At 62.3% G+C, this 25,024-nt stretch carries 29 protein-coding genes; 11 read left to right on the top strand and 18 right to left on the bottom strand.

The features are described from left to right. Nucleotides 1–12: 12 nt before the first annotated feature. From mftC to mftA, 3 genes are all read right to left on the bottom strand, one after another. Entirely contained in the window at nucleotides 13–1,230 is a 1,218-nt protein-coding gene (gene mftC / locus ACN50D_RS15025) for a mycofactocin radical SAM maturase (RefSeq protein WP_003942089.1), read from the bottom strand. A 76-nt stretch (nucleotides 1,231–1,306) separates the two neighbouring features. Then, complete coding sequence (mftB, locus tag ACN50D_RS15030; protein WP_007728309.1) at nucleotides 1,307–1,594, bottom strand: mycofactocin biosynthesis chaperone MftB; 288 nt, start codon at nucleotides 1,592–1,594, stop codon at nucleotides 1,307–1,309. Then, the gene (mftA, locus tag ACN50D_RS15035; RefSeq protein ID WP_063836238.1) at nucleotides 1,579–1,674 is read right to left on the bottom strand and encodes a mycofactocin precursor MftA; all 96 of its coding nucleotides are present in this window, start codon (nucleotides 1,672–1,674) and stop codon (nucleotides 1,579–1,581) included. The genes mftB and mftA overlap by 16 nt, the downstream gene beginning before the upstream one ends. Before the next feature lie 150 nt (nucleotides 1,675–1,824). Here mftA and mftR point away from each other — a divergent pair, with 150 nt between their 5' ends. Together mftR and mftM are read left to right on the top strand one after the other, a co-directional pair. Then, the gene (gene mftR, locus ACN50D_RS15040) at nucleotides 1,825–2,424 is read left to right on the top strand and encodes a mycofactocin system transcriptional regulator (protein ID WP_007728311.1); all 600 of its coding nucleotides are present in this window, start codon (nucleotides 1,825–1,827) and stop codon (nucleotides 2,422–2,424) included. 29 nt (nucleotides 2,425–2,453) lie between these two features. Then, nucleotides 2,454–3,287, top strand: coding sequence for a mycofactocin oligosaccharide methyltransferase MftM (mftM, locus tag ACN50D_RS15045; RefSeq protein WP_050656074.1), 834 nt, complete (start codon nucleotides 2,454–2,456; stop codon nucleotides 3,285–3,287). A 6-nt stretch (nucleotides 3,288–3,293) separates the two neighbouring features. Here the strand turns inward: mftM and ACN50D_RS15050 are convergent, their stop codons facing one another. Continuing rightward, nucleotides 3,294–3,497 (bottom strand): DUF4287 domain-containing protein, encoded by a 204-nt coding sequence (locus ACN50D_RS15050; protein WP_007728313.1) that lies wholly within the window; start codon nucleotides 3,495–3,497, stop codon nucleotides 3,294–3,296. A 141-nt stretch (nucleotides 3,498–3,638) separates the two neighbouring features. Here ACN50D_RS15050 and ACN50D_RS15055 point away from each other — a divergent pair, with 141 nt between their 5' ends. Then, nucleotides 3,639–3,851, top strand: a complete 213-nt coding sequence (locus tag ACN50D_RS15055) for a TOBE domain-containing protein (protein WP_003942061.1) — start codon at nucleotides 3,639–3,641, stop codon at nucleotides 3,849–3,851. 16 nt (nucleotides 3,852–3,867) lie between these two features. Here the strand turns inward: ACN50D_RS15055 and ACN50D_RS15060 are convergent, their stop codons facing one another. Then, nucleotides 3,868–4,293 (bottom strand): DUF6314 family protein, encoded by a 426-nt coding sequence (locus ACN50D_RS15060; protein ID WP_212633887.1) that lies wholly within the window; start codon nucleotides 4,291–4,293, stop codon nucleotides 3,868–3,870. Nucleotides 4,294–4,403: 110 nt separating this feature from the next. Between ACN50D_RS15060 and ACN50D_RS15065 the strand changes: the two genes are divergently transcribed. Together ACN50D_RS15065 and ACN50D_RS15070 are read left to right on the top strand one after the other, a co-directional pair. After that, complete coding sequence (locus ACN50D_RS15065; protein ID WP_007728315.1) at nucleotides 4,404–4,880, top strand: MaoC/PaaZ C-terminal domain-containing protein; 477 nt, start codon at nucleotides 4,404–4,406, stop codon at nucleotides 4,878–4,880. A 233-nt stretch (nucleotides 4,881–5,113) separates the two neighbouring features. Next, entirely contained in the window at nucleotides 5,114–5,902 is a 789-nt protein-coding gene (locus ACN50D_RS15070; protein ID WP_042920993.1) for a thioesterase family protein, read from the top strand. A 12-nt stretch (nucleotides 5,903–5,914) separates the two neighbouring features. On the opposite strand, the gene ACN50D_RS15075 is transcribed toward ACN50D_RS15070, so the two are convergent. Both ACN50D_RS15075 and ACN50D_RS15080 read right to left on the bottom strand, forming a co-directional pair. Beyond that, on the bottom strand, nucleotides 5,915–7,585 hold the full coding sequence (locus tag ACN50D_RS15075) for an ABC transporter permease (RefSeq protein ID WP_212633888.1): 1,671 nt from the start codon (nucleotides 7,583–7,585) through the stop codon (nucleotides 5,915–5,917). After that, on the bottom strand, nucleotides 7,582–8,517 hold the full coding sequence (locus ACN50D_RS15080; RefSeq protein WP_003942009.1) for an ABC transporter ATP-binding protein: 936 nt from the start codon (nucleotides 8,515–8,517) through the stop codon (nucleotides 7,582–7,584). The genes ACN50D_RS15075 and ACN50D_RS15080 overlap by 4 nt, the downstream gene beginning before the upstream one ends. 68 nt (nucleotides 8,518–8,585) lie before the next feature. On the opposite strand from ACN50D_RS15080, the gene ACN50D_RS15085 reads away from it, so the two are divergent. Both ACN50D_RS15085 and ACN50D_RS15090 read left to right on the top strand, forming a co-directional pair. Then, nucleotides 8,586–9,080: a GbsR/MarR family transcriptional regulator gene (locus tag ACN50D_RS15085; protein WP_047268922.1), complete on the top strand. Its 495-nt coding sequence runs from the start codon at nucleotides 8,586–8,588 to the stop codon at nucleotides 9,078–9,080. An 83-nt stretch (nucleotides 9,081–9,163) separates the two neighbouring features. Next, a complete protein-coding gene (locus ACN50D_RS15090) occupies nucleotides 9,164–9,703 on the top strand; it encodes a hypothetical protein (protein WP_007728324.1) in 540 nt (179 codons plus the stop codon). Here ACN50D_RS15090 and ACN50D_RS15095 read toward each other — a convergent pair. The 3 genes from ACN50D_RS15095 to ACN50D_RS15105 are packed head-to-tail and all read right to left on the bottom strand — an operon-like array spanning nucleotide 9,700 to nucleotide 13,017. Further along, nucleotides 9,700–10,383, bottom strand: coding sequence for a MadR family response regulator transcription factor (locus ACN50D_RS15095; RefSeq protein ID WP_003942005.1), 684 nt, complete (start codon nucleotides 10,381–10,383; stop codon nucleotides 9,700–9,702). The genes ACN50D_RS15090 and ACN50D_RS15095 overlap by 4 nt on opposite strands. Then, nucleotides 10,380–11,753, bottom strand: coding sequence for a MadS family sensor histidine kinase (locus ACN50D_RS15100; RefSeq protein WP_419970233.1), 1,374 nt, complete (start codon nucleotides 11,751–11,753; stop codon nucleotides 10,380–10,382). Before ACN50D_RS15100 ends, ACN50D_RS15095 begins: the two co-directional genes overlap by 4 nt. A gap of 58 nt (nucleotides 11,754–11,811) precedes the next feature. Then, nucleotides 11,812–13,017, bottom strand: coding sequence for an iron-containing alcohol dehydrogenase (locus tag ACN50D_RS15105; protein WP_212633889.1), 1,206 nt, complete (start codon nucleotides 13,015–13,017; stop codon nucleotides 11,812–11,814). Nucleotides 13,018–13,452: 435 nt separating this feature from the next. Here ACN50D_RS15105 and ACN50D_RS15110 point away from each other — a divergent pair, with 435 nt between their 5' ends. Then, nucleotides 13,453–13,815, top strand: a complete 363-nt coding sequence (locus ACN50D_RS15110; RefSeq protein ID WP_003941922.1) for an RNHCP domain-containing protein — start codon at nucleotides 13,453–13,455, stop codon at nucleotides 13,813–13,815. Between the two features lie 11 nt (nucleotides 13,816–13,826). Next, a complete protein-coding gene (locus ACN50D_RS15115; RefSeq protein ID WP_037129880.1) occupies nucleotides 13,827–14,246 on the top strand; it encodes an RNHCP domain-containing protein in 420 nt (139 codons plus the stop codon). Here the strand turns inward: ACN50D_RS15115 and ACN50D_RS15120 are convergent. The 4 genes from ACN50D_RS15120 to mdo form a co-directional block, all read right to left on the bottom strand. After that, nucleotides 14,235–14,582: a hypothetical protein gene (locus ACN50D_RS15120; RefSeq protein WP_064443330.1), complete on the bottom strand. Its 348-nt coding sequence runs from the start codon at nucleotides 14,580–14,582 to the stop codon at nucleotides 14,235–14,237. The genes ACN50D_RS15115 and ACN50D_RS15120 overlap by 12 nt on opposite strands. A gap of 56 nt (nucleotides 14,583–14,638) precedes the next feature. Further along, complete coding sequence (madC, locus tag ACN50D_RS15125) at nucleotides 14,639–16,162, bottom strand: MadC family VWA domain-containing protein (protein ID WP_064443329.1); 1,524 nt, start codon at nucleotides 16,160–16,162, stop codon at nucleotides 14,639–14,641. Then, on the bottom strand, nucleotides 16,159–17,241 hold the full coding sequence (locus tag ACN50D_RS15130; RefSeq protein ID WP_065352147.1) for a MadB family AAA-type ATPase: 1,083 nt from the start codon (nucleotides 17,239–17,241) through the stop codon (nucleotides 16,159–16,161). Before ACN50D_RS15130 ends, madC begins: the two co-directional genes overlap by 4 nt. An 86-nt stretch (nucleotides 17,242–17,327) precedes the next feature. Then, nucleotides 17,328–18,602 carry an NDMA-dependent methanol dehydrogenase gene (gene mdo, locus ACN50D_RS15135; protein ID WP_003942095.1) on the bottom strand — a complete coding sequence of 425 codons (1,275 nt, stop codon included), beginning with the start codon at nucleotides 18,600–18,602 and terminating at the stop codon, nucleotides 17,328–17,330. Between the two features lie 361 nt (nucleotides 18,603–18,963). Here mdo and ACN50D_RS15140 point away from each other — a divergent pair, with 361 nt between their 5' ends. After that, on the top strand, nucleotides 18,964–20,019 hold the full coding sequence (locus ACN50D_RS15140) for a ferredoxin--NADP reductase (protein WP_003941851.1): 1,056 nt from the start codon (nucleotides 18,964–18,966) through the stop codon (nucleotides 20,017–20,019). On the opposite strand, the gene ACN50D_RS15145 is transcribed toward ACN50D_RS15140, so the two are convergent. Together ACN50D_RS15145 and ACN50D_RS15150 are read right to left on the bottom strand one after the other, a co-directional pair. Then, the gene (locus ACN50D_RS15145) at nucleotides 19,991–21,307 is read right to left on the bottom strand and encodes a glycosyltransferase 87 family protein (RefSeq protein ID WP_212633890.1); all 1,317 of its coding nucleotides are present in this window, start codon (nucleotides 21,305–21,307) and stop codon (nucleotides 19,991–19,993) included. The two genes, ACN50D_RS15140 and ACN50D_RS15145, sit on opposite strands and share 29 nt — an antisense overlap. A gap of 38 nt (nucleotides 21,308–21,345) precedes the next feature. Continuing rightward, a complete protein-coding gene (locus ACN50D_RS15150; protein WP_212633891.1) occupies nucleotides 21,346–22,083 on the bottom strand; it encodes a DNA alkylation repair protein in 738 nt (245 codons plus the stop codon). A 361-nt stretch (nucleotides 22,084–22,444) separates the two neighbouring features. Here ACN50D_RS15150 and ACN50D_RS15155 point away from each other — a divergent pair, with 361 nt between their 5' ends. Further along, nucleotides 22,445–22,813, top strand: coding sequence for an SPW repeat domain-containing protein (locus ACN50D_RS15155; protein WP_003941901.1), 369 nt, complete (start codon nucleotides 22,445–22,447; stop codon nucleotides 22,811–22,813). 71 nt (nucleotides 22,814–22,884) lie between these two features. Here ACN50D_RS15155 and ACN50D_RS15160 read toward each other — a convergent pair whose 3' ends face one another. Both ACN50D_RS15160 and ACN50D_RS15165 read right to left on the bottom strand, forming a co-directional pair. Further along, nucleotides 22,885–23,649: a glutamate racemase gene (locus ACN50D_RS15160; RefSeq protein ID WP_003941981.1), complete on the bottom strand. Its 765-nt coding sequence runs from the start codon at nucleotides 23,647–23,649 to the stop codon at nucleotides 22,885–22,887. Nucleotides 23,650–23,691: 42 nt separating this feature from the next. Next, on the bottom strand, nucleotides 23,692–24,870 hold the full coding sequence (locus ACN50D_RS15165; RefSeq protein WP_307850559.1) for an FAD/NAD(P)-binding oxidoreductase: 1,179 nt from the start codon (nucleotides 24,868–24,870) through the stop codon (nucleotides 23,692–23,694). Nucleotides 24,871–25,024 lie beyond the last annotated feature (154 nt).

The following is a 25,024-nucleotide window of genomic DNA, read 5'->3' on the forward strand; positions in this document are numbered from 1 at the left end:
ATCGCGCAGTAGTTACTGCATTCCCGCAAGCGGGTTTTCGTCACAAATCTTGGCGGGCGGACGCATCATCAGTGTCAGTGGCACCGATGCACGTGGGGTCTTACGTTGACCGGAACGGGAGTGGTCGACACTGGACTTCGGGACCTCTCCCGCCGACGCCAGTGCCATTTCACCGTTGCCGATGACGCACTCGGGGTCAGGTCCGTCCATCGGCAGTCCGGTGAAGAACTTGGCCGCCATGCAGCCTCCGCGGCAGGAGTCGTAGTGGTTGCACTTGCTGCAGGCGCCACCGGTTTGGGGCGAGCGCAGCTCCTCGAACAGGTCCGAGTGCTGCCAGACTTCCTGGAATCCACCGTCTTTCACGATGTTTCCGGCGAGGAACTGCTCGTGAATCGCGAAGGGGCATGCGTACACGTCACCGACCGGGTCGATCAGGCACACGACGCGGCCCGCGCCACAGAGATTGAGACCGGGCAGTGCATCGCCGAAGGCGGAGAGGTGGAAGAACGAGTCGCCCGTCAGGACGCCTTCGCCATTGGCGACCAGCCAGTTGTAGAGCTCACGCTGCTGCTCCGGACGCGGGTGCAGGTCGTCCCACACGTCGGCGCCGCGGCCCGAAGGACGCAGTCGAGTGATGCGCAGGGTCGCGTCGTACTTGTCCGCGAGAGCCTTGAACTCGTCGAGCTGACTGACGTTGTGCCGCGTGACGACCACCGAAATCTTGGCGTCCTTGAAGCCGGCTTCCTTCAGGTTCGCGAGAGCGCGCTCGGCCATCGCGAACGAACCAGGCCCGCGCACAGCGTCATTGACCTCAGCGGTGGCACCGTCGATGGAAATCTGCACGTCGACGTAGTCACTGGCTGCGAGGCGCGCCGCGACCTTCTTGTCGATCTTCACGCCGTTGGTGGAGAACTTCACACCAACCTGGTGGTCGGTCGCGTAGTCGACGAGCTCCCAGAAGTCGGAGCGTACCGTCGGCTCGCCGCCACCGATGTTGACGTAGAAAACCTGCATACGCTGCAGCTCGTCGATGATGGACTTGCACTGTTCGGTGCTCAGCTCGTTGGGGTCACGACGACCCGACGACGAAAGGCAGTGCACGCAGGACAGGTTGCAGGCGTAGGTGAGTTCCCACGTCAGGCAGATGGGGGCGTCGAGTCCGAGTTCGAACTGATCGACGAGGCGACCCACCTTGGCGGGCGGGGAGGGCTGTTCAAGAACTGAGGTCATGGCTGTGTCCTCGCGAAGAAATGAAGCGGGCGAACGTGCGGAAGGGCTGTTCCGCACGTGGGGGCGAGCGTCTGGCTCAGACAGGCACGATCATGTGCGAGTCGGCGAGAGTGCTCAGCGCGCGGGCATATTGGGGAGCCGCGTCATCTTCGATGCCTTGCGCACGTAGTGCGGACCGGACATCAGGATGGTCTGGCAACGCCTTGACCACCGCAACGATGGTCGTGTTCTTCAGGAACGACAGCTTGCGTGTTCCGAAGTGGTAGAGCAACGCCCCGAAAGGTTCGGGGCGAAGCGCTACCTGCGGGTGGAGTTTCCACCCCGCATCGAGATCCAAAGCAGACACGGTCAGTACACGCCGCACATGCCGTCGATGGAAACTTCCTCCACGAGGGACTCCTCGACGAGGTCGTTCTCGAGCGCCTTGTTGTCACGATCTGACATGGATTCCTCCTGCGGTCGCACTCCGTCTGGAAGTCTGTAGATCAGACTTCCAACCTGGGAGTTGGTGGTCACTAGTGGGACTTCACTGTGACTCGGTTCACCACTGTAATGGCATCGAGTGCAGAATGACACACATGGAGCGAAAAAAGTATGCGTAGCCGCAAGAAACCGTCCGCTCGGATAGGTCGTCGCCCCTCCACAACGAAGGAGGGAATCAGCACGATCGGGATCGAACTGTTCTCGACAGTCGGCTTCAACGAGGTGAGCGTCGACCAGATAGCCGATGCCGCCGGCATCGCGCGTCGGACCTTCTTTCGCTACTTCCCGTCCAAGAACGCCGTCCCCTGGGGAGACTTCGACGGACATCTCGACGAGATGCGCGAGCACCTGGATTCACTGCCCGCTGATATTCCGTTGGTCGACGCACTCGAATCCGCATTGTTGACGTTCAACACCTTCCCACCGGAAGAGACTGCGGTACATCGCAAACGGATGGAATTGATCCTCGAAGTTCCGACGCTTCAGGCATACTCTGTGGTGATGTACGAAGGTTGGCGGCAGGTGGTCGCCGACTACGTCGCACGCCGAATGAATCTCGAGCCGACCGATCACGGCCCACGCACGGTCGGCTATCTTCTGCTCGGGGTCGCGATGTCGGCGTACGAGCAGTGGCTCACCGACGATTCACTCGAGCTACCGGAACTCTTGAAAACAGGTACGCAGTCCCTGCGGACCGGTATCAGCACCTGAGAAAGCATCACCACCTGAGAAAGGCGATCATGTCCACCATCACGAACGAACCCGTCCTGGATTCGCTGGCACCGTCGACGCCGGGCTTGTGGTCGTTCGGGCATGTCACCGTCGAACGTGTCGATTCCGGTCCGATCTCGCTCGATCGTCGAGGCGGCCGACTCCACGTCAGGCACTCCCTCACTCCCGCCGATCTGAGCGAGCGACTCGTAGCCGGAGTCACCTCGTCGATCCAGGACGCGGAGTTCGGTCAGGACGAATTCGAGTTGACGATGGTCGGACTGGTTCGGTCCACCGTGGACGGCGCTCTCGAATCCTGGACCACCTACTACCGGAACTCCCTTGCCGAACTATTGGACGGCACTGCAGATTTCGCGCCGATTCACGACAAAGCCGAAGAACTGGTTCGCGGTTCCGTACTCGATCTGGGTTCCTGCTTCGGTTTCCTGCCCCTGCGGCTCGCGCGCGCCGGAATGGACGTGACCGCCACGGACATCCTGCCCGGAACGATGATCCTGCTCGACGCGGTCGCCCCCGAACTCGGCATCACGATCGACACGGTGATCTGCGACGCGGGTGAAGTACCGGCACCGGACAACAGCGCCGACACCGTCACCGCGATTCATCTCCTCGAACACGTCGACGACGCAGTCGGCGAGGCCGTGATCGCGCAAGCACTCCGGATCGCGCGTCAACGGGTCGTCATTGCAGTCCCCTTCGAAGACGAAGCCACCGCGTGCCACGGCCACATCCGCACTTTCGATCTCGAGTCACTGCGTGCGGTCGGCCGGCAGAGCCGTGTGCCGTTCGAGGTATTCGAGCATCACGGCGGCTGGTTGGTGCTGGACGCATCGGCCGCCTGAAAAGAACTAGCCTTCTTTCAGCGTATGGGCGACAAGCGCATTCGCGTGCCCATGACCCATACCGTGCTCCGACTTCAACCAGTTGACCAATTCCATGTGCTTCGTGAGGTCTGAGCTTCTGATCAGCTCTTGCCATTCACCGATCGGCCGACCGTACTTCTTCTCGATCGACGGAAAATACGACGCCGGGCCTTTCACGGGTTCAGTCATGACCGGAATCTACCTCCACCGCCCGACAATATTCGCGCACCGGCGGCGCCCGCATGTCCGCACCTGCGGAATCGCTGGGTAGATACGCGACCATCGCATTATGGTCGAAGAACACCCACCCGAGAGCACAGGAGTTCAGCGATGCGACTGTCCACACGAAATCAACTCACCGGCACCATAACCGAGGTCAACCTCGGCACCGTCATGGCGACGGTCAAGGTGAAGTTGGACGGCGGGAATCAGATTGTGACCTCGTCGATCACCCGCGATGCCGCACTGGATCTCGATCTTGAACCAGGCCAAGCCGCAACGGTATTCGTGAAGTCCACCGAGGTGACGATCGGCGTCGAGTAACTGGCGAGCGATGTGATCAGGACCGGGTGAGATGCGTGGTCATCGTGTAGTCCTTGCTCGGCCCCGTCACGGTCCAGACGACAGTCCAGGTCGATCGATCTCCGGCAGTGACGTCGATTCGCCCGCGGTAGGTATCCGCACCGCACAGGTGCTCGACTTCCTCCCCCGGCGCCCAGTCGTGGAACTCTCTGCCGTCTTCGAATGTCACGGCCCACTCGAGGCCGCGCTCGGCAACGAACAGAGTTCGGAACACGGGTAATTCCAGGTCGCCGTCACGCAGCGTGCCGCTCTCGTACCAGCGCATCCGACCGTCACCGGCGTCGGAGATAGTGGTCTCGCCGAATACATGCTTGGTGGAACCAGAAAGGCGGTCGACGATGTCCCGCTCGAAGTGCCACTTTCCTACCAGCGCCCTCGGCTCGATTTTCGCGTCGTCGACCATGTGGCGATTCTAGTGACCCTGCATTGCCCGACGACACCGGAGACCGACTCGAACACACTGCGAGAGTATGTTCCGAGTACACCCGGAACACGCAGGAGATTTTCACAACCATGAACGATTCGGCCGCCCTTCACAAACGCGCAGTGTTCGCCGAGGATCTCGAGATCGGCCAAGTGATCCCATTGGGTTCGTATTCGGTGACCGAAGAGGAAATCGTCGAGTTCGCAACTCAGTGGGATCCCCAGTGGTTTCACGTCGACAAGGAAGCCGCCGAGTCCGGCGTCTTCGGCGGGTTGATCGCCAGCGGGCTGCACACCCTGTCGATCTGCCAGAAGTTGGTGGTCGCCAGTCTCTACGACCAGTGGAACGTGATCGCCGGGAAAACCATGCGCGACGTGAGCTTCCTCCGTCCGCTTCGCCCCGGTGACACCCTGAGCGGAAAGGTCACCGTCGACAACGTCGTGTTCGACAATCGCGCGCGAGGATTGGTGACCATCACAGCGAAATTGGTCGATGCACACGGCAATCGCGTTCTCGACGTGGTCACTGACGCCTACCTGCACTGCCGCTCGACTCGCGGACAGTGAATTATCGGTAAATTTCGCACCACACTGTTCGAATTGCCGTACTTTCAGTGACGTTGCGACGCAACAATACCCATCCCTGCAATCAGGAGTTCCTCACACATGAGCAGCCTCGGCGAGATCAATCCTCTCGGCATTCTTCAGATCCTCATCTACATGCTCTTCGGTGGGTCGTCCAGCACTCCCGAATAGACCCTAGCTTGCCATAGCCATAGTCAGCATCTAGGGTGCTGACTATGGCAATTACTAGTCAGGCATCAGTGGCGGCCGCGCCGTCGACCGACGCAGCGCGTCATCACACCGAATTCGACTCCAGTTGGCGGAGTTTCGACGGCATCCAGGGCGGACTCGCAATTGCACGGATGCTGCGGGTGGCGGCCGACGCGTCCGGAGCCGAACCGCTGGCAGTCACGGCGCATCTGGACCGCCCCGTTCCTCCTGGGCCGGCCGAGTTGACTGTCGGCGAGATGCGGGGCGGGCGGACCGTCAGTTGCCACGTCACGCTGACCGGTTCGGGATCCGCTCTCGTTCGGTTGGCCCGCGACATAGGAGCTACAACAATGTCCGCCCCTGTCGCCGAACCGGCTCCGGCCGACCCGTCAACCCTGCCGCCGCTGGAGATCCCGGTGGATTTTGTGCCGTTCGCCCAGCACCTCGACATCCGGCCGATCAATTCCGCGAGGCCGTTCGCCGGTGGCGACTCCCCTGAATTCGACGTCTGGATCCGCCTGCTCACAGACCTCGATTTCACGGCCCAAGAGCGCGCCGCGGTCCTTCTCGACGCGCTTCCGCCCGGACTGTTCGCGACACTGACGATGCCCGTGGCCATACCGACCATCGAGTTCACCGCGCATTTCACCCCGGAGCACCTCACGGCAGATCCCCGAACGCTGTCACCGTGGTATCGCCTACGCCACGGGACTGCCTGGGCGACGGACACTCTCTGTGTTGACGAATCCGAACTATTCGACTCGACCGGACGACTTGCTGCTCGGGCTCGCCAGCTTCGTCGAATTCTGAGTTGAGTTTCAGCTCTCCTACACCTGGAGGTCGCGACGACGGAACGCAACAAGCGATGCTGTCGAAAGCACCACTGCCACAACGATCATTGCCAGCAGTGGCAGAACTGTCACCGGCTCGGCAGGGGCACCCGGCACGTGAGTGTAGGGCGACAGATCCAGCACTACCTGCGGAAGCTTCAGCAACGTGCCGAGTTGCCCGAGCACGATGCATGCCGCCAAGATTCCCCAGGAGAGCGCCGACGCGTACGTCGGAAACAGTCCGAAAGCCAACGACACCAACCCCACGACTACGAGCACCGCAGGCAGATAGGCCAACGCGGCGCCAGTCATGCGAAGTGTGTTGCCGCCGATGTCGTCCGTGACGAGCCCGAAGGCAAATCCGGTGAAGGCACCCATCAAGACGTGCGCGAGGATCACGCCGCCCACAACCACACCCAGGTGGGAAAGCATCCACCTCCACCGCGACAAAGACGTTGCCAGCAACGGTTCGAGCCGTCCCGAAGTTTCCTCGCCCCGCATCCGGAGAAGACTCTGGACCGAATACGCCGCGATGACTATCGACGTGAGCCCCAGAGCAGTGGCCAAGTAGGAATCCACCAGATCCGATCCGCCGCCGCCAAGTTTCTCGAACATCTCCGCGGTCTGCTGCGACGATCCCACCATCGCGTCGATCTCGTTGCCCACAGCGCCGTACGCGAACCCGAGTATGACAACGGCAAAGATCCACCAGAACATCGTCATTCGCTGCATGCGCCACGCCAGGCCCCAAGCCGACGGTAGCCACGATGCCGCGACTGGCGGGCCGGGTCGGGGCTGAACGAGTCCCGCTCCCTGATCGCGATGGCCGATGAGAACAAAAGCCACCACCACGTGCACAGCCGCGAATCCGATCAGCAACAACAGGATCCACCAGGCGTCGTCGTCGAAAGGTCTGATCTGTTGTGCCCATCCGATCGGCGAGAGCCACGACCACCAGCCACTGACCACGCGAGTTCCGTCGTCGACGACCGTACTGTTCACGTCGCCGATCGCGCGCAGCATGAACGCAACGCCGATCGCGGCACCCGCCAGGCCGTTGGCCGTACGAGCACCGTCGGTGATCTGCGCCGTCACGGCTGCCACTCCGGCAAACGCGATTCCGGTCCCACCTATCGAGGCGCCCAACGCGAACGAACCGACGACAGGCAAACCGACGGCGATCGATCCCAGTGCAATTCCCAGTGCAAGAACGACGTTCGCACCGACCGTTACGATCAGTGCGGAGGTCAGGAGCGCTCGTCGACCTACCACCGCTGCACCGATCATCTCGGCTCGGCCGGTCTCCTCGTTCTGTCGCGTATGGCGAACCACCGCAAGGGTGCTCATCAATGCGGCCACCAACGCGAACACGAGCACCGACTGACTGGCGACTATCGCGCCCTGCGAATCACCGGACACGATCCCGTTGGTCGCCAGCGCGACCGGCGATACCGCGGAACTGACTGCGATGTTTCGTAATTCCTCGGGTGTCGAGTACAGCCCGGTCACACTGGCGACAACCAGCAGCATGAACAAGACGATGGAGATAACCCACACGGAGAGCTGAATTCGGTCCCGCCGCAAAGCCAGCCGAACCAGTCGGCGTGTGCCGGTGAATTGACTTGCCGAGGCCGGTACCGGTGGAGCGGCCTCGACAACAACGGTCACGGCCGTACTCCGGTCTCGGCTCGCAGGTGTACCGAAGTCTCCCTGGCCCGTTCGTCACCGTAATGCCGCAAGAAAAGTTCTTCGAGAGTCGGCGGAGTGGAAGTGAGCGCCACGATTCCGAATCCGACCAAGTACGTCATGAGTGGTCCGAGTTGCGCGCTGTCGACTTCGCAGGTGACGTGGTTACCGTCGATCACCGCGTCGTGGACACCGCCGAGTCCGTCGAGTCCACCGATCGGACGCTGCGTCTCCGCCGCGACGGACGTGCGCGTGAGATGCCTGAGTTCGGACAGTGTTCCCTCTTCCACCGTCCGCCCGTCGCGGATGATGCTCACACGATCGCACAGCGCTTCGACCTCGGCGAGGATATGGCTCGACAGCAGTACCGTCTTTCCGGCGTGAGCCACCTCCTCGACGCAGTCCTGGAATACCGCCTCCATCAACGGGTCGAGCCCCGATGTGGGTTCGTCGAGGACGTAAAGGTCGACGTCGGACGAGAACGCGGCCACGAGTGCAACCTTCTGCCGGTTACCTTTCGAGTACGTGCGCGCCTTCTTGGTCGGGTCCAATTCGAACCGATCGAGCAACTCGCTGCGGCGTTTTCGGTCCAGGCCACCGCGCAGGCCCGCCAACAGATCGATAGCCTCACCGCCGGTGAGGTTGGGCCACAGATTCACGTCGCCAGGCACATAGGCGAGACGTCGATGCAAAGTGACAGCGTCTCGCCACGGATCGCCGCCGAGAACGGTTGCGTCTCCGGAGTCCGAGCGGAGCAGGCCGAGGAGCACCCGAATAGTGGTGGACTTTCCGGAACCGTTCGGCCCCAGGAATCCGTGCACTTCACCCGTCGAGACGTCGAGGTCGAGGCCGTCCAGCGCGCGGGTGGTACCGAAGGTCTTGACGAGGCTTTTCACTGAAATTGCCGCACCCATGAATTTGACCGTACGCCGATTTCACAAATGTGTGAAGATAGAAAAGACGGAAAGATCGAAGGGTTCCGATGACCGACACCAGCCACACCGTTGCACCGGACGAGAGCCGACACTATGTCGAGCGACTCTCACTCGTACTGAGCAACATGGGTTTTCCGCCGATGCCCGCCCGCGTCTGGGCCGCGTTGATGACCAGCGAGGCACCCTCGTCCACGCCAGGAGATCTCGGATCTCGGTTGGGAGTGAGCCCCGCCGCCATTTCCGGAGCCGTCAGATACCTCCAGCAAGTCGGATTGATCGAGCGTGTGGCCGTCCCCGGATCGCGGCGTCAGCACTACTGCGTCAGCGTCGACATGTGGGCCGACGCGTTTGTCACGAAACAGTCCTCGCTCTACCAGGTCTCGGCAGTTGCGGACGAGGGCATACGAGTCCTCGGTGAAGGAACAACAGCCGGCGATCGAATGGCAGATCTGCGCGACTTCTTCGACTTCATGGCCGCGGAAATGCCGCGAATGCTCGCGGACTGGCGCTCCCGGCGAAAAGACCGGACACCTGGCAGGTAACTTCAGGTTTACCCGCAATTTCGGCGGGGTACCTCAATTCTCGTTCCAGCATGGTCAGGTGCGGTGTAATCGAGGAGTTGCTGATGAAGCTGTCGATCAGGGGCGCGAACACTTCACCGACTCCACCCTTCGCGCGTACCGCTTCACCCGAAACCTGTGAACGATCGATTTCCCTGAATCGCACCGCCGCCGAGGCATTCGCCGGTGATCACCATGCATTGTCGAAACTACTGGCCCGGTTGCACCCTCGCGTCGTTCTCTACTATCGCGCCAGACTCCTCGGGACGCCCGTCGCGACGTTCGCCGACGATCTCGCCCACCAATGCACCCTGGACGTCGTCACACGAATGTCCGACACGATCTCGGCCGACACACGCATCGAGACCTTCGCGTACGAGTTGGCCTCTCGACGAATTGCGTCAATTCCCCAGTCACGCAACATCGACGGACAATTCAAACGCCCGCGCCGCCTGACCGACGACCAACGTGAGGTTCTGGTACTACGAATCGCAGTGGGTCTGACTGCCGAGATGACCGCATCGACTCTGCGCACAACTCGTTCGAGCGTGCTCCTCCTACAGCATCAAGCGCTGCGCGCCTGGACGGTCTCCGAGCAGAGCTAGATCAGACCTTGCTTACTCGCGGCGTAGACGGCCTCTGCTCGACGGCTCACCTCGAGTTTGCGCATGATGTTGCTGACGTGAAACTTGACGGTGGTCGGTGAGATGAACAATCTCTCACCGATTTTGATGTTGGACAAGCCGTTTGCGAGGAGTCTGAGCACTTCGAGTTCGCGATCGGTCAATCGTTCTTTCGACGACGACTGCCCGTTGAGCGATCGCACGACAGCTGACGCGCTGCGCGAATCGAACGCACTCTCACCCCGCGAGACCGCCCTGATCGCACGCACCAATTCGGTGGTGTCGACGTCTTTGACGACATAGCCGCGAGCACCCGCGTGCACCGCTCGCACCACCAGTTGATCGTCGAGAAACGTGGTGAGAACCAACAGTCCGAGGCCGGGATGCGCCGAGGACAGCTGGCCACACAGGGTCAGTCCCTCGTAGTCGGAACTGGCGGAGAGTTTGAGATCCATCAGGACGATGTCCGGGCCGACCTTGTCGACCACGGCGAGTGCCTCGGCGAGGGACGAAGCCTCCCCCACGATCTCGAGATCGCTTTCGCGCTCGAGAACCGAGCGGAGCCCTTGCCGCAGAATTGCATGGTCGTCGACCAGGACGATTCGAACCAATCCCTGAACCGGCGATGCTCCGCGGGTGATGACGGGACGCGCAGTGGTCATGATTCCTCGCTCTCGATTTCAGTTGTGGAGCAAAGGTTTTCCATGCCCGAGTCGAACGGCAGTGGTAGTCGCACGAGAATCTGAATCCCACCGATCCGCGCGCGCCGTACTTCGAGCGCACCACCCAACTCGAGTGTTCGCGCCTGCATGTTCGCGAGACCGCGATGGCGGCCGTCGACGTCGTTGGTGGCTGCGAGTTTGAGGATCAGACGCATTCGCGCAGGGTCGCCGTCACCGTCGTCGGAGACCGACAGCAACACGGAGTCCGCCCGATAGGTCAGACGTAGCACCGCCCGATTCGCGTGAGCATGGACCGCTGCATTGAAGAGAGCTTCCCCCGCGATCCGGAGAAGAGCGTGTTCGGCATCGCCCGGAAGTTCGGTCGGGGTACCGTCGACGCGAACGCTCACCGCCAACTCGTCCGGCATGTGAACCACGCCGAGTTGCTCGAGCATCTCGGGCAACGACGTCCGGTCCGCGTCCGACGAATGATTGAGCGCGTAGATCGCCGAACGAAGCTGCTCGACCGCCCTCCTGGTCAAATCCTTTGCCAAGTCCAGTCTTTCACTGCGTTCAGCCTCCGGGATGTCACTCCGGCAGACCTCGATCTGCATGCCGGCCGACAACACCGCCTGTGTCACACTGTCGTGCAGTTCGCGGGCGATCCGGTGACGTTCGTCGTCGACCACTTGGTGCCGGTGCGCCACTCCGAGTTGACGCTGGGTGGACTCCAATTCGCTGTTGCGCACCGCAAGGTCGGCTGCAGTACGATTGGCCTCCGCATACGCATCTTCGGCACGCTCGAGCAGCAGTTGTCCGCGCTGATAGAGCGCCGAATTCTGCAGAGCCACAGCAGTCTGGCTGGCCAGAATGCTGAGCACGGCTCCGTCCGTCGTGTCGAGGGTTCGGTTGGCCGGCGTCCAGGCTGCAAAGGCACCTACCACGCCGCCACCGAGCACGATCGGCACAAACGCGTAGTGCGCGTCGATCACCGAGTTGGATTCGATTCTTCCGTACCGGATGTCGTCGAGGCATTCGACGACATCCTCCGGAAGTGGCGGCCCCTCCACATTGTCGACCAGAAAAGGGGTGGCGTCCGGGCCGAGAACCAGTCGCCGTGGTCCGGCGTCGGGCAAAGTTCCGTCAGCCAAGGCGAAGACTATCCAGTTGGCACTCAGATGCGCACGGGCAGCTTCCGCGACCGCGCAGACGAGGGTTTCCGGCCCCTCGACGGTGCGCACCAAAGCCCGCGAGATCAACTCCAAGGCATGCACGACGCGTTCGAGGCGCTCGGCCGCACCGCGATACTGCGGGTAGAACGAACTCTTACCCGATCGTAATCCGGTGAGCCGGGACAGGTCCGCGGTCATCGCCTGCACCAATTCACAGCGGCCCTCTTCACAGCGTCCATCTTCACAGCGTCCATCTTCACAAGGCACCTCGGAACAACGCCACCATCTGTTCCTGCGTCGCTTCCCTGGGATTGGTGGACATGCAGGCGTCGAGCAACGCGAAGCTGGCGAGCCTACTCAGGTCTTCCTCGCGAACACCCAACTCCCCCAGCCCCTTCGGCACACCGACCTCCCGGGCGAGACGTTCGACACGGTCGGCCACCGCCAGCGCTGCTTCCTCCGGGGTGCCGCGCTGCTCGGGAAGACTCAGTGCCGCAGCGATGGCGACAAAGGGGGCGGCGTCCGTGGTGGAATTGAACCGGATGACGTGGGGCAAGAGAATTCCGTTGATGACGCCGTGCGGAAGGTCGAGCATGCCGCCCACCTGATGGCTCATGGCGTGCGCGGCTCCGAGTATCGCGTTGGTGAACGCTAACCCGGCCTCGAGGCTCGCCTGCGCCATCACCGATCGAGCTTCCATCTCCATCGGGTCCTGGATCGTGTGCACCAGATTCTCGGTCACGAGGCCGACAGCGCGGAGCGCGTGATGATCGGTCAACGGATTGTGCGCCAGTGAGACGAAGGCTTCGATTCCGTGCGTCAGTGCGTCCAATCCTGTTGCCGCATTGAGCCACTCGGGCATCGTCGTGAGCAACCGCGGATCGATGACCGTCACATCGGGAACCAGCGCCCGGCCGATGATGGTGATCTTGGTGCCGCGGGTCGTGTCCGTGACGATGCAGAACTGCGACACGTCCGCGCCCGTGCCGGACGTGGTGGGAACCATCACCAACGGCGGGATCGGTTTGGTCGCCTGATCTACCCCCTCGTAGTCGAGTATGTTGCCACCGTTGGCAGCGAGGACGGCTACACCTTTAGCCGCGTCGATGACCGAACCGCCGCCGAGCGCGATGATGACGTCACACTCGCCTTCCTGGTACACCTCGAAACCGGCCGCGATCTCGAAGTCCTTGGGATTGGGCGTCAGCCCTGACCACACCGTCGCCGTCAATCCCTGCTCCGTGAGATGGTCTTCGAGTTCGCCGACCCATCCCGCGTCGATCAGACCGGGATCGGTGACCAGGAATGGTCGGAACCCGCCGAACCTCAGAGTCGCGTGTGCTGCCTCGACCAGGGAACCGATACCGAAGACGATCTCGGGGGCGTGAAATTTGACCAGTCGAGCAGCAGTGCCGCGGCGATGAACACCGTGGTTCACAGCATCCGGGTATGCCACGGACACGACCCCACTCTCCTCTCGCTGCTCTGAGATCTCCGGTCGGGATTTCGCATCCGTCGCTCTCAGCGCATCAACTCCCACGTGCACAAACTGGTGTGATCCACCTTACAATCGCTGGCCCCGAGCCTACGCGGACAGCAGTCGGGGCACACCCACCGAAGGAGAGGCGCTTACCTACCCGTTCGGGCAGGTAAGGCGTCTCGGGAAAATGAATGGCGCGGCGAGAAGGTCCCGCTGTACTTTCGGTTGCGGCCAGAGTGGCCCGTAGAACCGATTCAGAAGGTGTTTATGACCCAGCCCGCGCCGAGCGCGCCTCTCGCCCCTGCACTGCCGGCAACCTCGAGGGTCACATGCTGATCCTCGAAACGTCGGACTGACAGCCGCGAGGCCCCCTCGGCCTGCTCCTACTGCTTTGTTCACTCAGCTAGGAGTTCTCCAGTGCCTCAATCACACAATTCCATCTCGAAAACCGACACCTTCTCTTGCATTCAGTGCGGACTCACAGTCATGACGTACGGCCCCGATGGTGATCGCCGAAACCACTGCCCCAGTTGCCTGCATTCCCGACACCTGTTCGACCAGGTGGAAGGTGGACCGTCGGACTGCGGAATGCGGATGGCTCCCATTTCGATCGCAGTACTGCGCAGTGGCGATTGGATGATCATCCACCGCTGCGCACAGTGCCTCGAGCTCACCTCCAACCCCGTCAGCCGAGACGACAACCAGTTGTTGTTGATGAGAATGGCAGTGCGGCCGCTCGCGCAACCGCCCTTCCCGCTCGAAGCCTTCGGCGACTTGTGAGGAGGAATCAGATGCCACGTAGGAATCCCAGCACCCGCCCGCGGCGGGCACCGCAACGGGCCAAGCACGTACTGCACGGAATCGGTGGAGAACAAGGATCGAGCTTCCGTTGTCTCACATGCCGTTTGGACATCTCCACTGCGGCGCCGGGTACCGCTCATCGGAACCACTGCCCGAACTGTCTGGCCAGCCGCCACGTGGACGGTCGCGTTCCGGGCGACCGAGCACAACAGTGCCGAGGTGCCATGGCGGCGCTCTGCCTGTCGGTCCGTCAAGACGGTGAATGGATGCTCGTTCACCAGTGTGTCGAGTGCAATACGTTGAAAGTCAACAGGATTGCCGGCGACGACAACGTCTTGGTCCTGCTGCGCTTGGCGCTACGTCCGTTGGCAGACCCTCGCCTGCGCTCGCGCGCGTTGCTAGCGCTCTGATGATTCGTCCGGTGTACTCGCGCGGCTCTGCGCACGATTACACCGGACGAAGACCACGAACACGATCCCGGCGAGCAAGCCCACCGCCGTCGGTCCGAGGACCAGTCCCGAGTACAACCACGGGGCAGGTTCTGCCGGAAAGAGGTCCATGAATATGGGTCCGGTGTATGTCGGTTCGGAAAACGGCTCCCGATAGGATCCTCCGGTGAGAATGTGCGGTGACGCCAACGACTTCCACCACCACTGAAACACGCCGAGCGCCACAACCCCACACACGGCGCCGAGCACTGTCAGCGCCGCGATCGGTCGCCAGATCGATCCCCTGATTTCGGACACGAGATCAAACTAGTTCACGACAGATCGCGCAGTGACATCGGTGAAGTGCACTGACATCAGCGAAGTGCGTGCCCCAGCTCGGCGGCCTTTGCCATCAGTTGCGCGGCATCTCGGGCAACAACAACCTCGTCGCAGATCTCCGAATACTCCGGCATCGCGCACGATGCCTGGTTCCAGTAACGCTGTGGTTCAGGCGTGATCCAGGCCAGACGGTGGACCTTTCGGCGGAGTTCCTCGAGCTTGTCCACCTGCGGGGGCAACCCGTTGCACCGACCGTCGCCCACGATGATGACAGACGTCCGTGAGTTCAAGGTGTTTCCGTGCTCGTCCAACAATTCTGTGAGCACCCGCCCGTAATCGCTGCTGGCTTCCAGATCCAGACCCGGGTGCGCGAGTACCGCGGCCAGTGCGCCGTCACCACTACTGGCGAGAAGGGTGTCGGTCACGTCGACCGGACGATCGACGAAGGCGAGGACTTCACAACGATCTGCTCGGCGATGCATTGCCTGAGCCAAGCGCAGAGTGAACGCGGTGATGGGGCGCACGGACAGCGACACGTCGGCGATGAGAAGTAGTCGAACACGATCGGGGCGAGGAGCTTTCACGACGAGATGGAAGGGTATCCCGTCGGTGCGCAGGCTCGAACGCACCGTGCGCCGCATGTCGAGATGCCCACGAGAGCGCTCACGGGGCCGAGGTCTGGACGGTCCTCTCATCCGCCGAAGCACTTCGTGGCACGCGAGTTCGATGTCGTTGTGCGTTGCGCCCGCGGCAGATTCACTGTCGGGCGCATCGGGAGCGGTTTCGGCGAGTGCAGCTGCCGAGAGTGCTTGCACGAACGCTTCGACCGCCTCGACGAGCCGGTTCAATTGTGCTTGCGTCAACGGCCCGTCGTCGGAGACATCTGCATACGCTTTGCTCGGGTCGTAGGCATCCAACCAGGCGAGGATCGACGTCGGATCGTCCCAGGACAGCGAGCCGACCACTGCTGCAGCAACACTGGTGCTCAGGTCACCGACCACCGCCGATGCTGCACGGTCCACGTCGACCGTGTAACTGACTCCGCGTCGACCGGTCTCCGAACCGGTATCGACCGACAGTTCGGCATCGCTCGACGTCATCGACACATCGTCGTCGTCCTTGTGCGGGTTGAAGCCCTTCTCCGCTTCCGGAGTGTCGAAGTAGTCGCCGACCTCGGCTGCACGCTCGTTGTACTCGGCGTACCGACCAACTTCTTGATCCTCGTCGATCCCCAGCGCGGTGGGCAGACCGTCCGCCACCTCGGCGCGCGACCCCATCCGCTCGCCGTGCGCTTTGCCTGCGGCCGGCCGGAACAGCGCGTCGAATGCCCGATCGAAACCGGCCTGCTCGTGAGAGTACTTGGCGCACACTGCCCGAAGACATGCTCGCAACGTCTCACGATCCGAAGCGCCGACCATCGCGAGAACACGCCGAACCTCGATGACCTCGGCCGGTGACGCGGAAACTCCGGCCGCCCTCAGCAATCGGCCGAAACTCGCGGACACCACGTCGAGAACAAACGACGGTTGCCACACGGCAAGGCCACCGAGCGTCGTCATCGCGTCGAACGGATTCCGCTGCCGCCGCGGATTCCCTGTTGATGAGGGTCACGTCCACCCGTGCCCCGGAACACGGCCGTCGTCGTGTTGGCGGGTTTGCTTGCCACCGTGGCCCGCTCGATCGGCTCGCCACCGTCACGCGACGATGATTCGAAACGCTTTCCGTCGAATCGTTCCTTGGCCAGCGTCACATCGGACGAGTACTTGAGCAACGCCGTGAGCAGGATGTCGCGCACCTTGGCGTCGGAAGCGGTGTCGAATCCGCCGGCCGCGAGCACTGTTGCCGCTCTGGCCGCGTCGATGACCTCCGAGATGGACGGGCTCTTGCGCAGCGGGAGATCACGCAAGATGCGAGCCAATTCGACGACCTCGGTGGCCGTAGCCGTATCCACCTCAGGCGCTCGGGCCGTGACGATCTCGCGTTCACGCTCCGATGTCGGATAGCCGAGATGGTAATGCAGACAACGACGCTTGAGCGCGGGTGAGAGCTCGCGGGTGTCGTTGGACGTCAGGATGACCCAGGGCTGCGAGCGGGCAACGAACGTACCGACCTCGGGAATGGTGATCTGCTGTTCGGCGAGAATCTCGAGGAGCAGTGCTTCCATCGATTCCTCGGTGCGATCTACCTCGTCGACCAGAAGCACTACCGGATCGGGTGAGAGGATTGCTTCGAGCAGCGGTCGTACGGACAGGAAGTTCTCGGAGTACAAACCGAAATCCTGATCGGCCAGAAACTTGGACGCTTCGGCGACGCTGTCGAATTCGGAAACCTGATCGCTGATCCGGTCGCGGAGCATCTGCACGTGCAGGAGTTGCTTCGCGTAGTCCCATTCGTACAGGGCGCGATTGTCGTCCAGCCCTTCGTAGCACTGCAATCGCACCAGTTTGCGGCCCCCGATCGCAGCCAGAGACTTAGCCAGTTCCGTCTTGCCGACACCGGCCGGCCCTTCGAGCAGGAGCGGACGCCCCAGCGCCGTCGCCAGATGAACGACTACCGCGAACTCGTCATCGGCAATGTAGTCCTGCTCTCGCAGAGCATCTTTCACTTCGATTCCGCTGGAGAAACTGCGACCGGGCATGGAACACCTTTCATGGGGGGGCAAGCCCCTGTGCGCCTTTTTGGTAGTGCGGGCTACCAAAAAGGCGCACGGGGCCGAAGGCCCTGCTAGAAGTACGACTTGTTGATCGCGTGATCGACAACCGGGATCATCGACTCCACGGTGACCTCACGGGGATTGCCCGGGGTGCACCAGTCGTCCTGAATGTGCTCGGAGATGGCGCGCACAGTCTTCTCGTCACCCTTGATGACATCACCACGGCCCTCGTACTTCTTGGTGTTCATCTGGTTCTTCGCGTACGAGTCGGTGCGAACCTGACCGAAGTTGTCGGGGATACCGACGTCCTTGGCCAGACGGATGGCAGCCTCGACGGCAGCATCTGCGGCCTGAACCGTGGTGAGGTTGCGAGTGTCGACACCGAGTGCGCCGGCCAACTGGGCGTAGCGCTCGTAGCGCGAAGGCAGGTTGTACTCCCACACACGCGGCAACGCGATGGCGTTGTTCAGACCGTGGTGGCTGTCGAAGAAGGCACTGACCGCGTGCGAGATCGAGTGAACGATGCCGAGGCCACCGGAGTTGAAGGCCTGCCCGGCAATGTACTGCGCGTTCATCATTCCCTCGCGGGCCTTGAGGTTGCGCGGCTCGAAGACGGCCTCGCGCAGGTTCTTCGCGACCAACTCGACCGAGTAGATCGCGTTACCGAGCGAAGGCGCGAAATCGAGACGAGACACGAAAGGCTCACTGCCGTGCGCGAGTACGTCGAAGCCGCAGTACGCGGTGAAATGCTGAGGGCAGGTGTAGTAGAGCAGCGGATCGTCGATCGCCAGGGTGACGATGGTCGCCTCGTCGAAGCCCACCCACTTGTGCGGGTTGTTCATGTCCGACGTGTCGGTGATGACGTACGCCCACGACGTCTCGGAACCCGTTCCGGCCGTGGTGGATACGGCGATATGGGGCGGGTTCTCCTTGTTGGTGGACTTGGCGAAGCCCTCGAACTCGTTGATGTTGCGACCGTCGTGTGCGATCACGACGCGAGCGCCCTTGGCGGCGTCGTGGCTCGAACCACCGCCGATCGAGATGATCGAGTCGCACTTCTCCTTCTGGTAGAGAGCCGCGGCCTCCATGACGTTGTAGTCCTTGGGATTCGACTCGACCTTGTCGTAGAGCACGACCTCGACACCCTGGTACTCGATCTTGCCGACGAGTTCCTCGATGATGCCCGAACCGCGCAGACCGGTCGTCATCAGAAGGGTGCGCTTGAAGCCGAGGTTCTTGGCCTCCACCCCGATGATGTCGTGAGCGCCCACACCCATCAGGGCGCGAGGGAAGGGGTGGAACTCCTTGATGGGAAAGTCCCAGATCTGGTTGAGCTCGATAGCCATCGGTATCTCCTCAGGGATGTGCACGAATGTGACTGCGGGAGGGATTCGAGCCGAATCTTTGTGACCGGCGTCTCACCTGGTTCCCACTGTGTACCGACAAACAGCCCGTGCACAGACTTCGGCAGCTCAACCGCCCGGACGCCGCTCACGAACCGCCCGTTCGGGCAGGTCGACGCCACCCCGGACTGCCAGGACGGCTGGATCAGACCGCCATGGTTCCCGCTGATCGGGAACGTGTTGCTCGGCGACTACGATCCCCAGTAGCTTTTCATCACTGCTAACATTGAACTAGAACACGTTCTAGATGTTGCACTTCACTGACCTGCGCTTTACCCAGCTTCACGAGAGGACTAGCTTCGCGATGACGACAGTCGAGGTACCGCACAGCTCGCGATCGGCGGTACTCACCGTGTCCGGAGTCATCGAAGAGACTTCCGACGCCCGGTCGCTGGTGTTCGAGATTCCCGCAGAACTGAAGGACAAGTTCGACTACAAGCCAGGTCAATTCCTGACCCTGCGCATCCCGAGTGATCAGACCGGCTCGGTCGCACGCTGCTACTCGCTGGCCAGTTCACCCTTCACCGACGACGCCCCCAAGGTGACCGTCAAGCGAACCGTCGACGGCTACGGCTCCAACTGGTTGTGCGACAAGCTCCAGGTCGGCGACACCATCGAAGTGCTGCCGCCGTCAGGTGTCTTCACGCCCAAGTCGCTCGATCACGACTTCCTGCTCTTCGGTGCAGGCAGCGGAATCACTCCGGTGATCTCGATCCTCAAGTCCGCCCTCACGCAGGGCAGCGGCAACGTCGTGCTGATCTACGCGAACCGCGACGAGAAGTCCGTCATCTTCGGCGCCGAACTTCGCGAATTGGCAGCGCAACACCCCGGCCGCCTCACCGTTGTCCACTGGATCGAAACCGTGCAGGGACTCCCCGCCGTCTCACAGTTGGCGACACTGGCCAAGCCATTTGTCGCGTACGAGGCCTTCATGTGCGGTCCAGGCCCCTTCATGGACGCCGTCCACAAGGCACTGGCAGAGGCCGGCATGCCCCGCACGCAGGTTCACGCCGAGGTCTTCAATTCACTCGCGGGTGACCCGTTCCGTGACGTCGAGGTAGCCGAGGTCTCCGACGAGGAAGCAGCCGACGCCGCAACCGTCGAGGTCGAACTGGACGGTGAAACCCACACCCTCGTCTGGCCGCGCAAGCAGACGCTCGTCGACATCATGCTCGCCAAGGGCCTCGACGTGCCGTACTCCTGCCAGGAAGGCGAGTGCGGGTCGTGTGCCTGCACCGTCACCGAAGGCGAAGTTCAGATGGACAACTCCGAAATCCTCGACGCCGAGGACGTGGCGAACGGCTACATCCTCGGTTGCCAGGCGAAGCCGATCACCGATCACCTGAAGATCGAGTTCTGAACCCTGCCTCGATGCATGACGGCCCCTGATTCCCTGCGGAATCGGGGGCTTTGTCATGTTCGGAGTCTCCCGAGTCATCTTCCGAGTCCCGCCGCGAAACCCACGCAGGCTCCGTTGTGGGCAACCTCCACAGCGCAAGAATCAGTGCGAGGGTCACGATCAGGAAACCCTCACGAAGGACCAACCCGAACGGCAGCAGGAGCGGTGACGTCTCGATGAACTGCTGTCCCATACTCGGCCCGCAGTAGACGATGGCCAACCCCAGAGCGGCCGCACCGAACTGCAGCGGCGATCGAAGCCGAAAAAGAACCGTGACGGCGGCAGGCACGAGATACACCCAGTGGTGAATCCAGCTGATCGGCGAAAGAATCGGCGCGCTCAATCCGATCACCAACGCCGCATCGACCGCTCGCCCGACGCGATAGACATCTCGGGCGATCCATAGCGCTACCCCCGCGCACAGCACGGTCGACGGCATCGCCAGAGACGCTGTCCATGGGCCCAGCGCGGCAAGTCCGCCCTGCAGCGAACTGTTGCCGGCACTCGCGATCGCCTGCCCGCTCAAATCCACCCGGTCGCTGAGGTTCCAGACGACGTCCGACCAGAAGGTCCAGCTGACGGCCGGGTCCACCACTGCTGCGACGGCGGTCGCCGCGGCAAATCCGATCGAACTCCAGATCGCGAGTCGCCACTGCTTCGTGACGACGAAGTAGACGATGAAGAGAGCCGGAGTCAGCTTGATCGCGGCCGCGACGCCGATCAGCAGTCCTCGCGGAAACCACCGGCCGAATCTCGAATCCTCTCGGCGAGTCACGTCGAGCAGTACGAGCACCATCAGCACCAAGTTCACCTGGCCGAATGAGATGTGCGCACTGACGATGGGAGTCACCGACACGGCCAGGACCAATGCCGCCATGACGAGCGGCCGCCTGGGGACGCGAGCGGGAGTGAACCTCGCAACCGTCCACACCAACGCCGCGATGCACAATCCCGACCACAGCAGATAGGCAGTCCACCAGTCGAAGAGGACAGTCGGCCAGAGGAAGATCACCGCGAATGGGGTGTAGGTGAACGGCATGCCCTCGTCGACGATCAACGGGCCGGACAGATTGCCCTCGTAGATGTTCGATCCCGCTGCGAACGCCTGGGCAGCGTAGCGGTAGACGAGAAAATCAACGGGTTCGACGGCTCGAACGGAGTACACGAGATAACACAGAGCTGCGACGCCGGCAGCGATCAGTGAACCGATCGTCACAATTCGAGACGCCTCGACACGGGTGGCGGGCATACTGAGAATCGTCCCACAACCTACCGAGCGGTACTTCGCTAGCGGGCCGCCCGGAAGTGCGCTCGCTCGTCTGCGGTCAGGTGTTCGCACGCGTAGCTCAGTGCCGTGCGTCCCATGTCTGCTGCATTCTTCCCGAGGAAACCGGTCAACAAATCCCGGTCCACCCGCTTGCCCACCTCGCGGAGCATCCAGCCCATCGCTTTCTGGGTCAAGTCTCGTCGATCACCCAGCACCTGCGCGGCAAGCTCGAGCGTGGTCGACCCGTCGCCGCGAGTGATGAATCCGTACGTCGTCAGCAGCGCCACCCGTCGTCGCCACAGGTCACCCGAATCGGAAAGCTCGAAGATCAGCCGGCGATCTCGGTCGTACAGCCAGCCGCCGAGGATCTGTCCGGCGGACGAATCCACGAGATCCCAATTGTTCACCCGCCCGTCCTCGACAGCGCTGAGATAGAAGTCGGCGATGCGGGCGCGACTCTCGTCGTCGAAAAATTTTGGGCGACTGACCTTTTCGAATCGAGCAACCAGGATCAACAGACCGGCCAACCGATGCTCGTGGACGTCGCTGTCGAGAAGGAGGCGTACCTGAGGCAACTCGAGACCGACATGCTTCTTCACCACCGAGCGCGTCTTCGGTACTCGCACGCCGATGAAGACGTCACCCTCGCCGTACTCCCCCGGCGCTGTCTTGAAGAACTTCTGTAGCTGGACGGCATCCGCGGGATCCGCGAGGTCGGCCAACTGTTCGATCACGTCCTGGGCACTCGATTGCGTCACCCCAGAACCTTCTCACGGGTCGTCTGTGCGGACTCTTCGATTCTCTCAGCGTCCTCACACCGTGTGCCCTGCTCGGCCACAGGTCGGCAGACGACACTCGAAGACAGTCAGTGAAAGGACCACCCATGATCACCGCCGCTATCGCATTCACCACTCTCACCCTCATGGCACTCTCGGGACATATCGCGGCCAGCGCTCCGCGCGGGCTCGTGGCAATCCGGACGAATAGTCACAAATCTTGATATTCGAGCCTCCACATCGCCTCTAACTGCAACGCGAATGCAATTGGCGGAGAGTTGATCTCGATCTGCCGCGGGCGTGTACTACAGGTGGACACACTCTCGTCTTTGGAGGTCTCGTCATGAAGTCGTGGAATCGAATGCAAGATGCCGTCGCGGTGGTTCTCGGCGTCTTTGCGGCTCTCTCGCCGATGTGGCTCGACACCACCGATCGGGCAATGTGGTCACTCGTCGTCCTGGGTGTCCTGGTTGCACTGTCGGGTCTGGCGCACATGGCACGTCCGGACATGGCCATGGCGGATTACGCGATGGGCGTTTTCGGCGTCTTGATGTTCATTTCACCCTGGGTCATGAGCTTCGACGCTCTACGCGGTGCGTCGTGGACGGCCTGGGTGGTCGGGGTCCTGACCGTTGTGGTCGCGGTGAGTGCGATGCCGGTGATGAGTGCGCGGATGCATCACGGGGGTCACGGCGGAGTAGCCGCCCATTGACAGAGCGGAGTAGCCGCCCATTGACGGAGCGGAGTAGCTGCCCATTGATGAATGGCTGGCTGCAGGCTGGATCAGGCTTTGATCGCGCCCAACAACCGCCCGGCGTCGAAGGCTTCGGCGCTGGGCGGTAGCGCGCCCGGACGTCCACTCACGAAAACCTCGACGGTTCCCGATCCTTCACCCGCGTCACCGAGCCCGTCGATCCGCCGCAGGGTCTGTCGTGCAACGGCTTCGGCACTGTCGAAGAGTGTGACACCGGCGGGTAGCCGCGCTGCGATTTCGTCCGCGAGCAGTGGGTAGTGCGTGCAGCCGAGGACAACGCCGTTGACGTCGTCCGGCGTCCGGGCCACTGCGGATTCGATGGCTGCAAGTGCGGCTGCACGATCACCGAGGTCTATCGAATCGGCCAAGCCGTGGCACGGCACCCCGACGACTTTGGCGCCGTTGCCGAACTGTTCGATCAGATCGGCTTGGTACCGGCTGGCAGTCGTCGCGGCGGTAGCCCAGATCGCCACTGAATCGCACGCGGCGGCCGCGGGCTTGATCGCGGGCACCGTTCCGATGACCGGCACACCCGGTCCGACCAGTTCGCGGACGTGTGGGAGAGCGGTGACGCTCGCGGTATTGCATGGAAGAACGATGACCTGAGCCCCACGATCGAGGCTCCGCCGCACCGCACCGAGTACCCGGTCGACGACCCACGGCTCGGGCTTGGGCCCCCAGGGGGCGCCGTCCGGATCGAGGGACAGCACAAGATCGAGATCCGGGCGCAGGCGTCTGAGCCACGCAGAGGTAGGGAGCAGGCCCAGTCCCGAGTCGATGAGTGCAACGATCACCGCACAAATCTATCGCCTCGGAACCGGTCCTGCCTCATCCGTTCAGGCCGGTGTGGACTCCAACACGTCCGAGATGGGCGTGCCGGCTGCGATCTTCGCGCGCATCTTCATCACAGCTCCCGCGCTACCGCCGCCGACGACAGCTGCCAGCACACCGTCGCGCTCGTAGTAGGCGACGAACTTTCGGCCGTCGTCCTTGACGATGTGAACGGTGTCCGTGGGTGCGACGGTCCCCAATGCCTGGATCTTGACGTCGTACTGATCGCTCCAGAAGTACGGAACCTGCGCCGGCGCATCCGGATCACCCGTTCCGGTGATCGCTCCCGCCAGGATCTTGGCCTGGTCCCCAGCATTGGTCCAGTGTTCGACACGCTTGCGTCGATCTCCGATCTGCCAGGACGCGACGTCGCCGACCGCCCAGACGTGTTCGGTGCTGGTGCGGCCGACGCCGTCGCAGAGCACTCCGTTGTCGAGTTCGATCCCCGAACCGTCGAGCCATTCCGTGACCGGCACCGAACCGACTCCGATCGCGACCACGTCGACCGGGATTTCCGAACCGTCGCTCAAGGTCGCAGCGGCAACCGCTCCGTCGCCGGACAACGAGGTCAAGCCCGTACCGACTCGGACGTCGATGCCCTCGTTCCGATGCAGACGTTCGACGAGGGCGCCGACGGTGGGGCCGAGCACCGACGCCAGCGGCGTCGGCTGGGGTTCGAGCAACACGACGTCGACGCCGTGAGACTTCATGCTTGCGGCCAGTTCGCAGCCGATGAAGCCGGCCCCGACGATCAGCGCACGCTTACCGGGAGCAAGGTCGGCGCGGAGGGCCAACGCTTCCTCGATGGAGCGCAGAACGTGCACTCCGGACAACTCCGGAAGGCCGGCGATGCAACGCGGAGTCAGTCCGGTCGCGATGACCAACTCGTCGTAGTCCAGGGTGGATCCGTCGGCGAACGCCACCGACTTGGCGACCGTGTCCACCGAGGTTGCCGGCGAACCGAGCTTGAGATCGACCTTGTTCTCGACGTAGAACTCGGCCGGACGCAAGGTCGTCTCGTCCTTGTCGCCGCGGATCACTTCCTTCGACAACGGAGGCCTGTCGTAGGGCAGATGCGTTTCCCCACCCGCGAGCGTCAATTCACCTTCGAAACCCGCTCGTCGCAGTTCCTCGACGGTCCGCAGTCCCGACAAACCCGCACCCACGATCACTATCCGTGCCACCACGTACCACCCTGTCCGACCCACGTCACTTGCAGCGCTCACTATGAACGCCGTCACTATTTGCCTCCGACTCTGCCATACCAAATGCCGGAGTAGGTGTGGTGCATCCCGCATGGTCACCTACCAGTCACTACAGTTGGAGGTACTTCAGACG

Origin of the sequence: Rhodococcus sp. SB1D (genome assembly GCF_048573875.1) — a bacterium.
Taxonomy (GTDB): Bacteria; Actinomycetota; Actinomycetes; order Mycobacteriales; family Mycobacteriaceae; genus Rhodococcus_F; species Rhodococcus_F qingshengii.

Coding starts and splice junctions, on each gene's coding strand:
- ACN50D_RS15050 (WP_007728313.1), bottom strand. CDS start 3,497: ATGACTGAACCCGTGAAAGGCCCGGCGTCGTATTTTCCGTCGATCGAG.
- mftC (WP_003942089.1), bottom strand. CDS start 1,230: ATGACCTCAGTTCTTGAACAGCCCTCCCCGCCCGCCAAGGTGGGTCGC.
- ACN50D_RS15095 (WP_003942005.1), bottom strand. CDS start 10,383: ATGACCACTGCGCGTCCCGTCATCACCCGCGGAGCATCGCCGGTTCAG.
- ACN50D_RS15130 (WP_065352147.1), bottom strand. CDS start 17,241: ATGCCCGGTCGCAGTTTCTCCAGCGGAATCGAAGTGAAAGATGCTCTG.
- ACN50D_RS15100 (WP_419970233.1), bottom strand. CDS start 11,753: ATGACCGCGGACCTGTCCCGGCTCACCGGATTACGATCGGGTAAGAGT.
- ACN50D_RS15065 (WP_007728315.1), top strand. CDS start 4,404: ATGAACGATTCGGCCGCCCTTCACAAACGCGCAGTGTTCGCCGAGGAT.
- madC (WP_064443329.1), bottom strand. CDS start 16,162: ATGACGACGCTCGGTGGCCTTGCCGTGTGGCAACCGTCGTTTGTTCTC.
- ACN50D_RS15155 (WP_003941901.1), top strand. CDS start 22,445: ATGAAGTCGTGGAATCGAATGCAAGATGCCGTCGCGGTGGTTCTCGGC.
- mftM (WP_050656074.1), top strand. CDS start 2,454: ATGTCCACCATCACGAACGAACCCGTCCTGGATTCGCTGGCACCGTCG.
- ACN50D_RS15055 (WP_003942061.1), top strand. CDS start 3,639: ATGCGACTGTCCACACGAAATCAACTCACCGGCACCATAACCGAGGTC.
- ACN50D_RS15070 (WP_042920993.1), top strand. CDS start 5,114: ATGGCAATTACTAGTCAGGCATCAGTGGCGGCCGCGCCGTCGACCGAC.
- mftA (WP_063836238.1), bottom strand. CDS start 1,674: ATGTCAGATCGTGACAACAAGGCGCTCGAGAACGACCTCGTCGAGGAG.
- ACN50D_RS15145 (WP_212633890.1), bottom strand. CDS start 21,307: ATGCCCGCCACCCGTGTCGAGGCGTCTCGAATTGTGACGATCGGTTCA.
- ACN50D_RS15115 (WP_037129880.1), top strand. CDS start 13,827: ATGCCACGTAGGAATCCCAGCACCCGCCCGCGGCGGGCACCGCAACGG.
- mdo (WP_003942095.1), bottom strand. CDS start 18,602: ATGGCTATCGAGCTCAACCAGATCTGGGACTTTCCCATCAAGGAGTTC.
- ACN50D_RS15080 (WP_003942009.1), bottom strand. CDS start 8,517: ATGGGTGCGGCAATTTCAGTGAAAAGCCTCGTCAAGACCTTCGGTACC.
- ACN50D_RS15085 (WP_047268922.1), top strand. CDS start 8,586: ATGACCGACACCAGCCACACCGTTGCACCGGACGAGAGCCGACACTAT.
- ACN50D_RS15140 (WP_003941851.1), top strand. CDS start 18,964: ATGACGACAGTCGAGGTACCGCACAGCTCGCGATCGGCGGTACTCACC.
- mftR (WP_007728311.1), top strand. CDS start 1,825: ATGCGTAGCCGCAAGAAACCGTCCGCTCGGATAGGTCGTCGCCCCTCC.
- ACN50D_RS15060 (WP_212633887.1), bottom strand. CDS start 4,293: ATGGTCGACGACGCGAAAATCGAGCCGAGGGCGCTGGTAGGAAAGTGG.
- ACN50D_RS15090 (WP_007728324.1), top strand. CDS start 9,164: ATGAAGCTGTCGATCAGGGGCGCGAACACTTCACCGACTCCACCCTTC.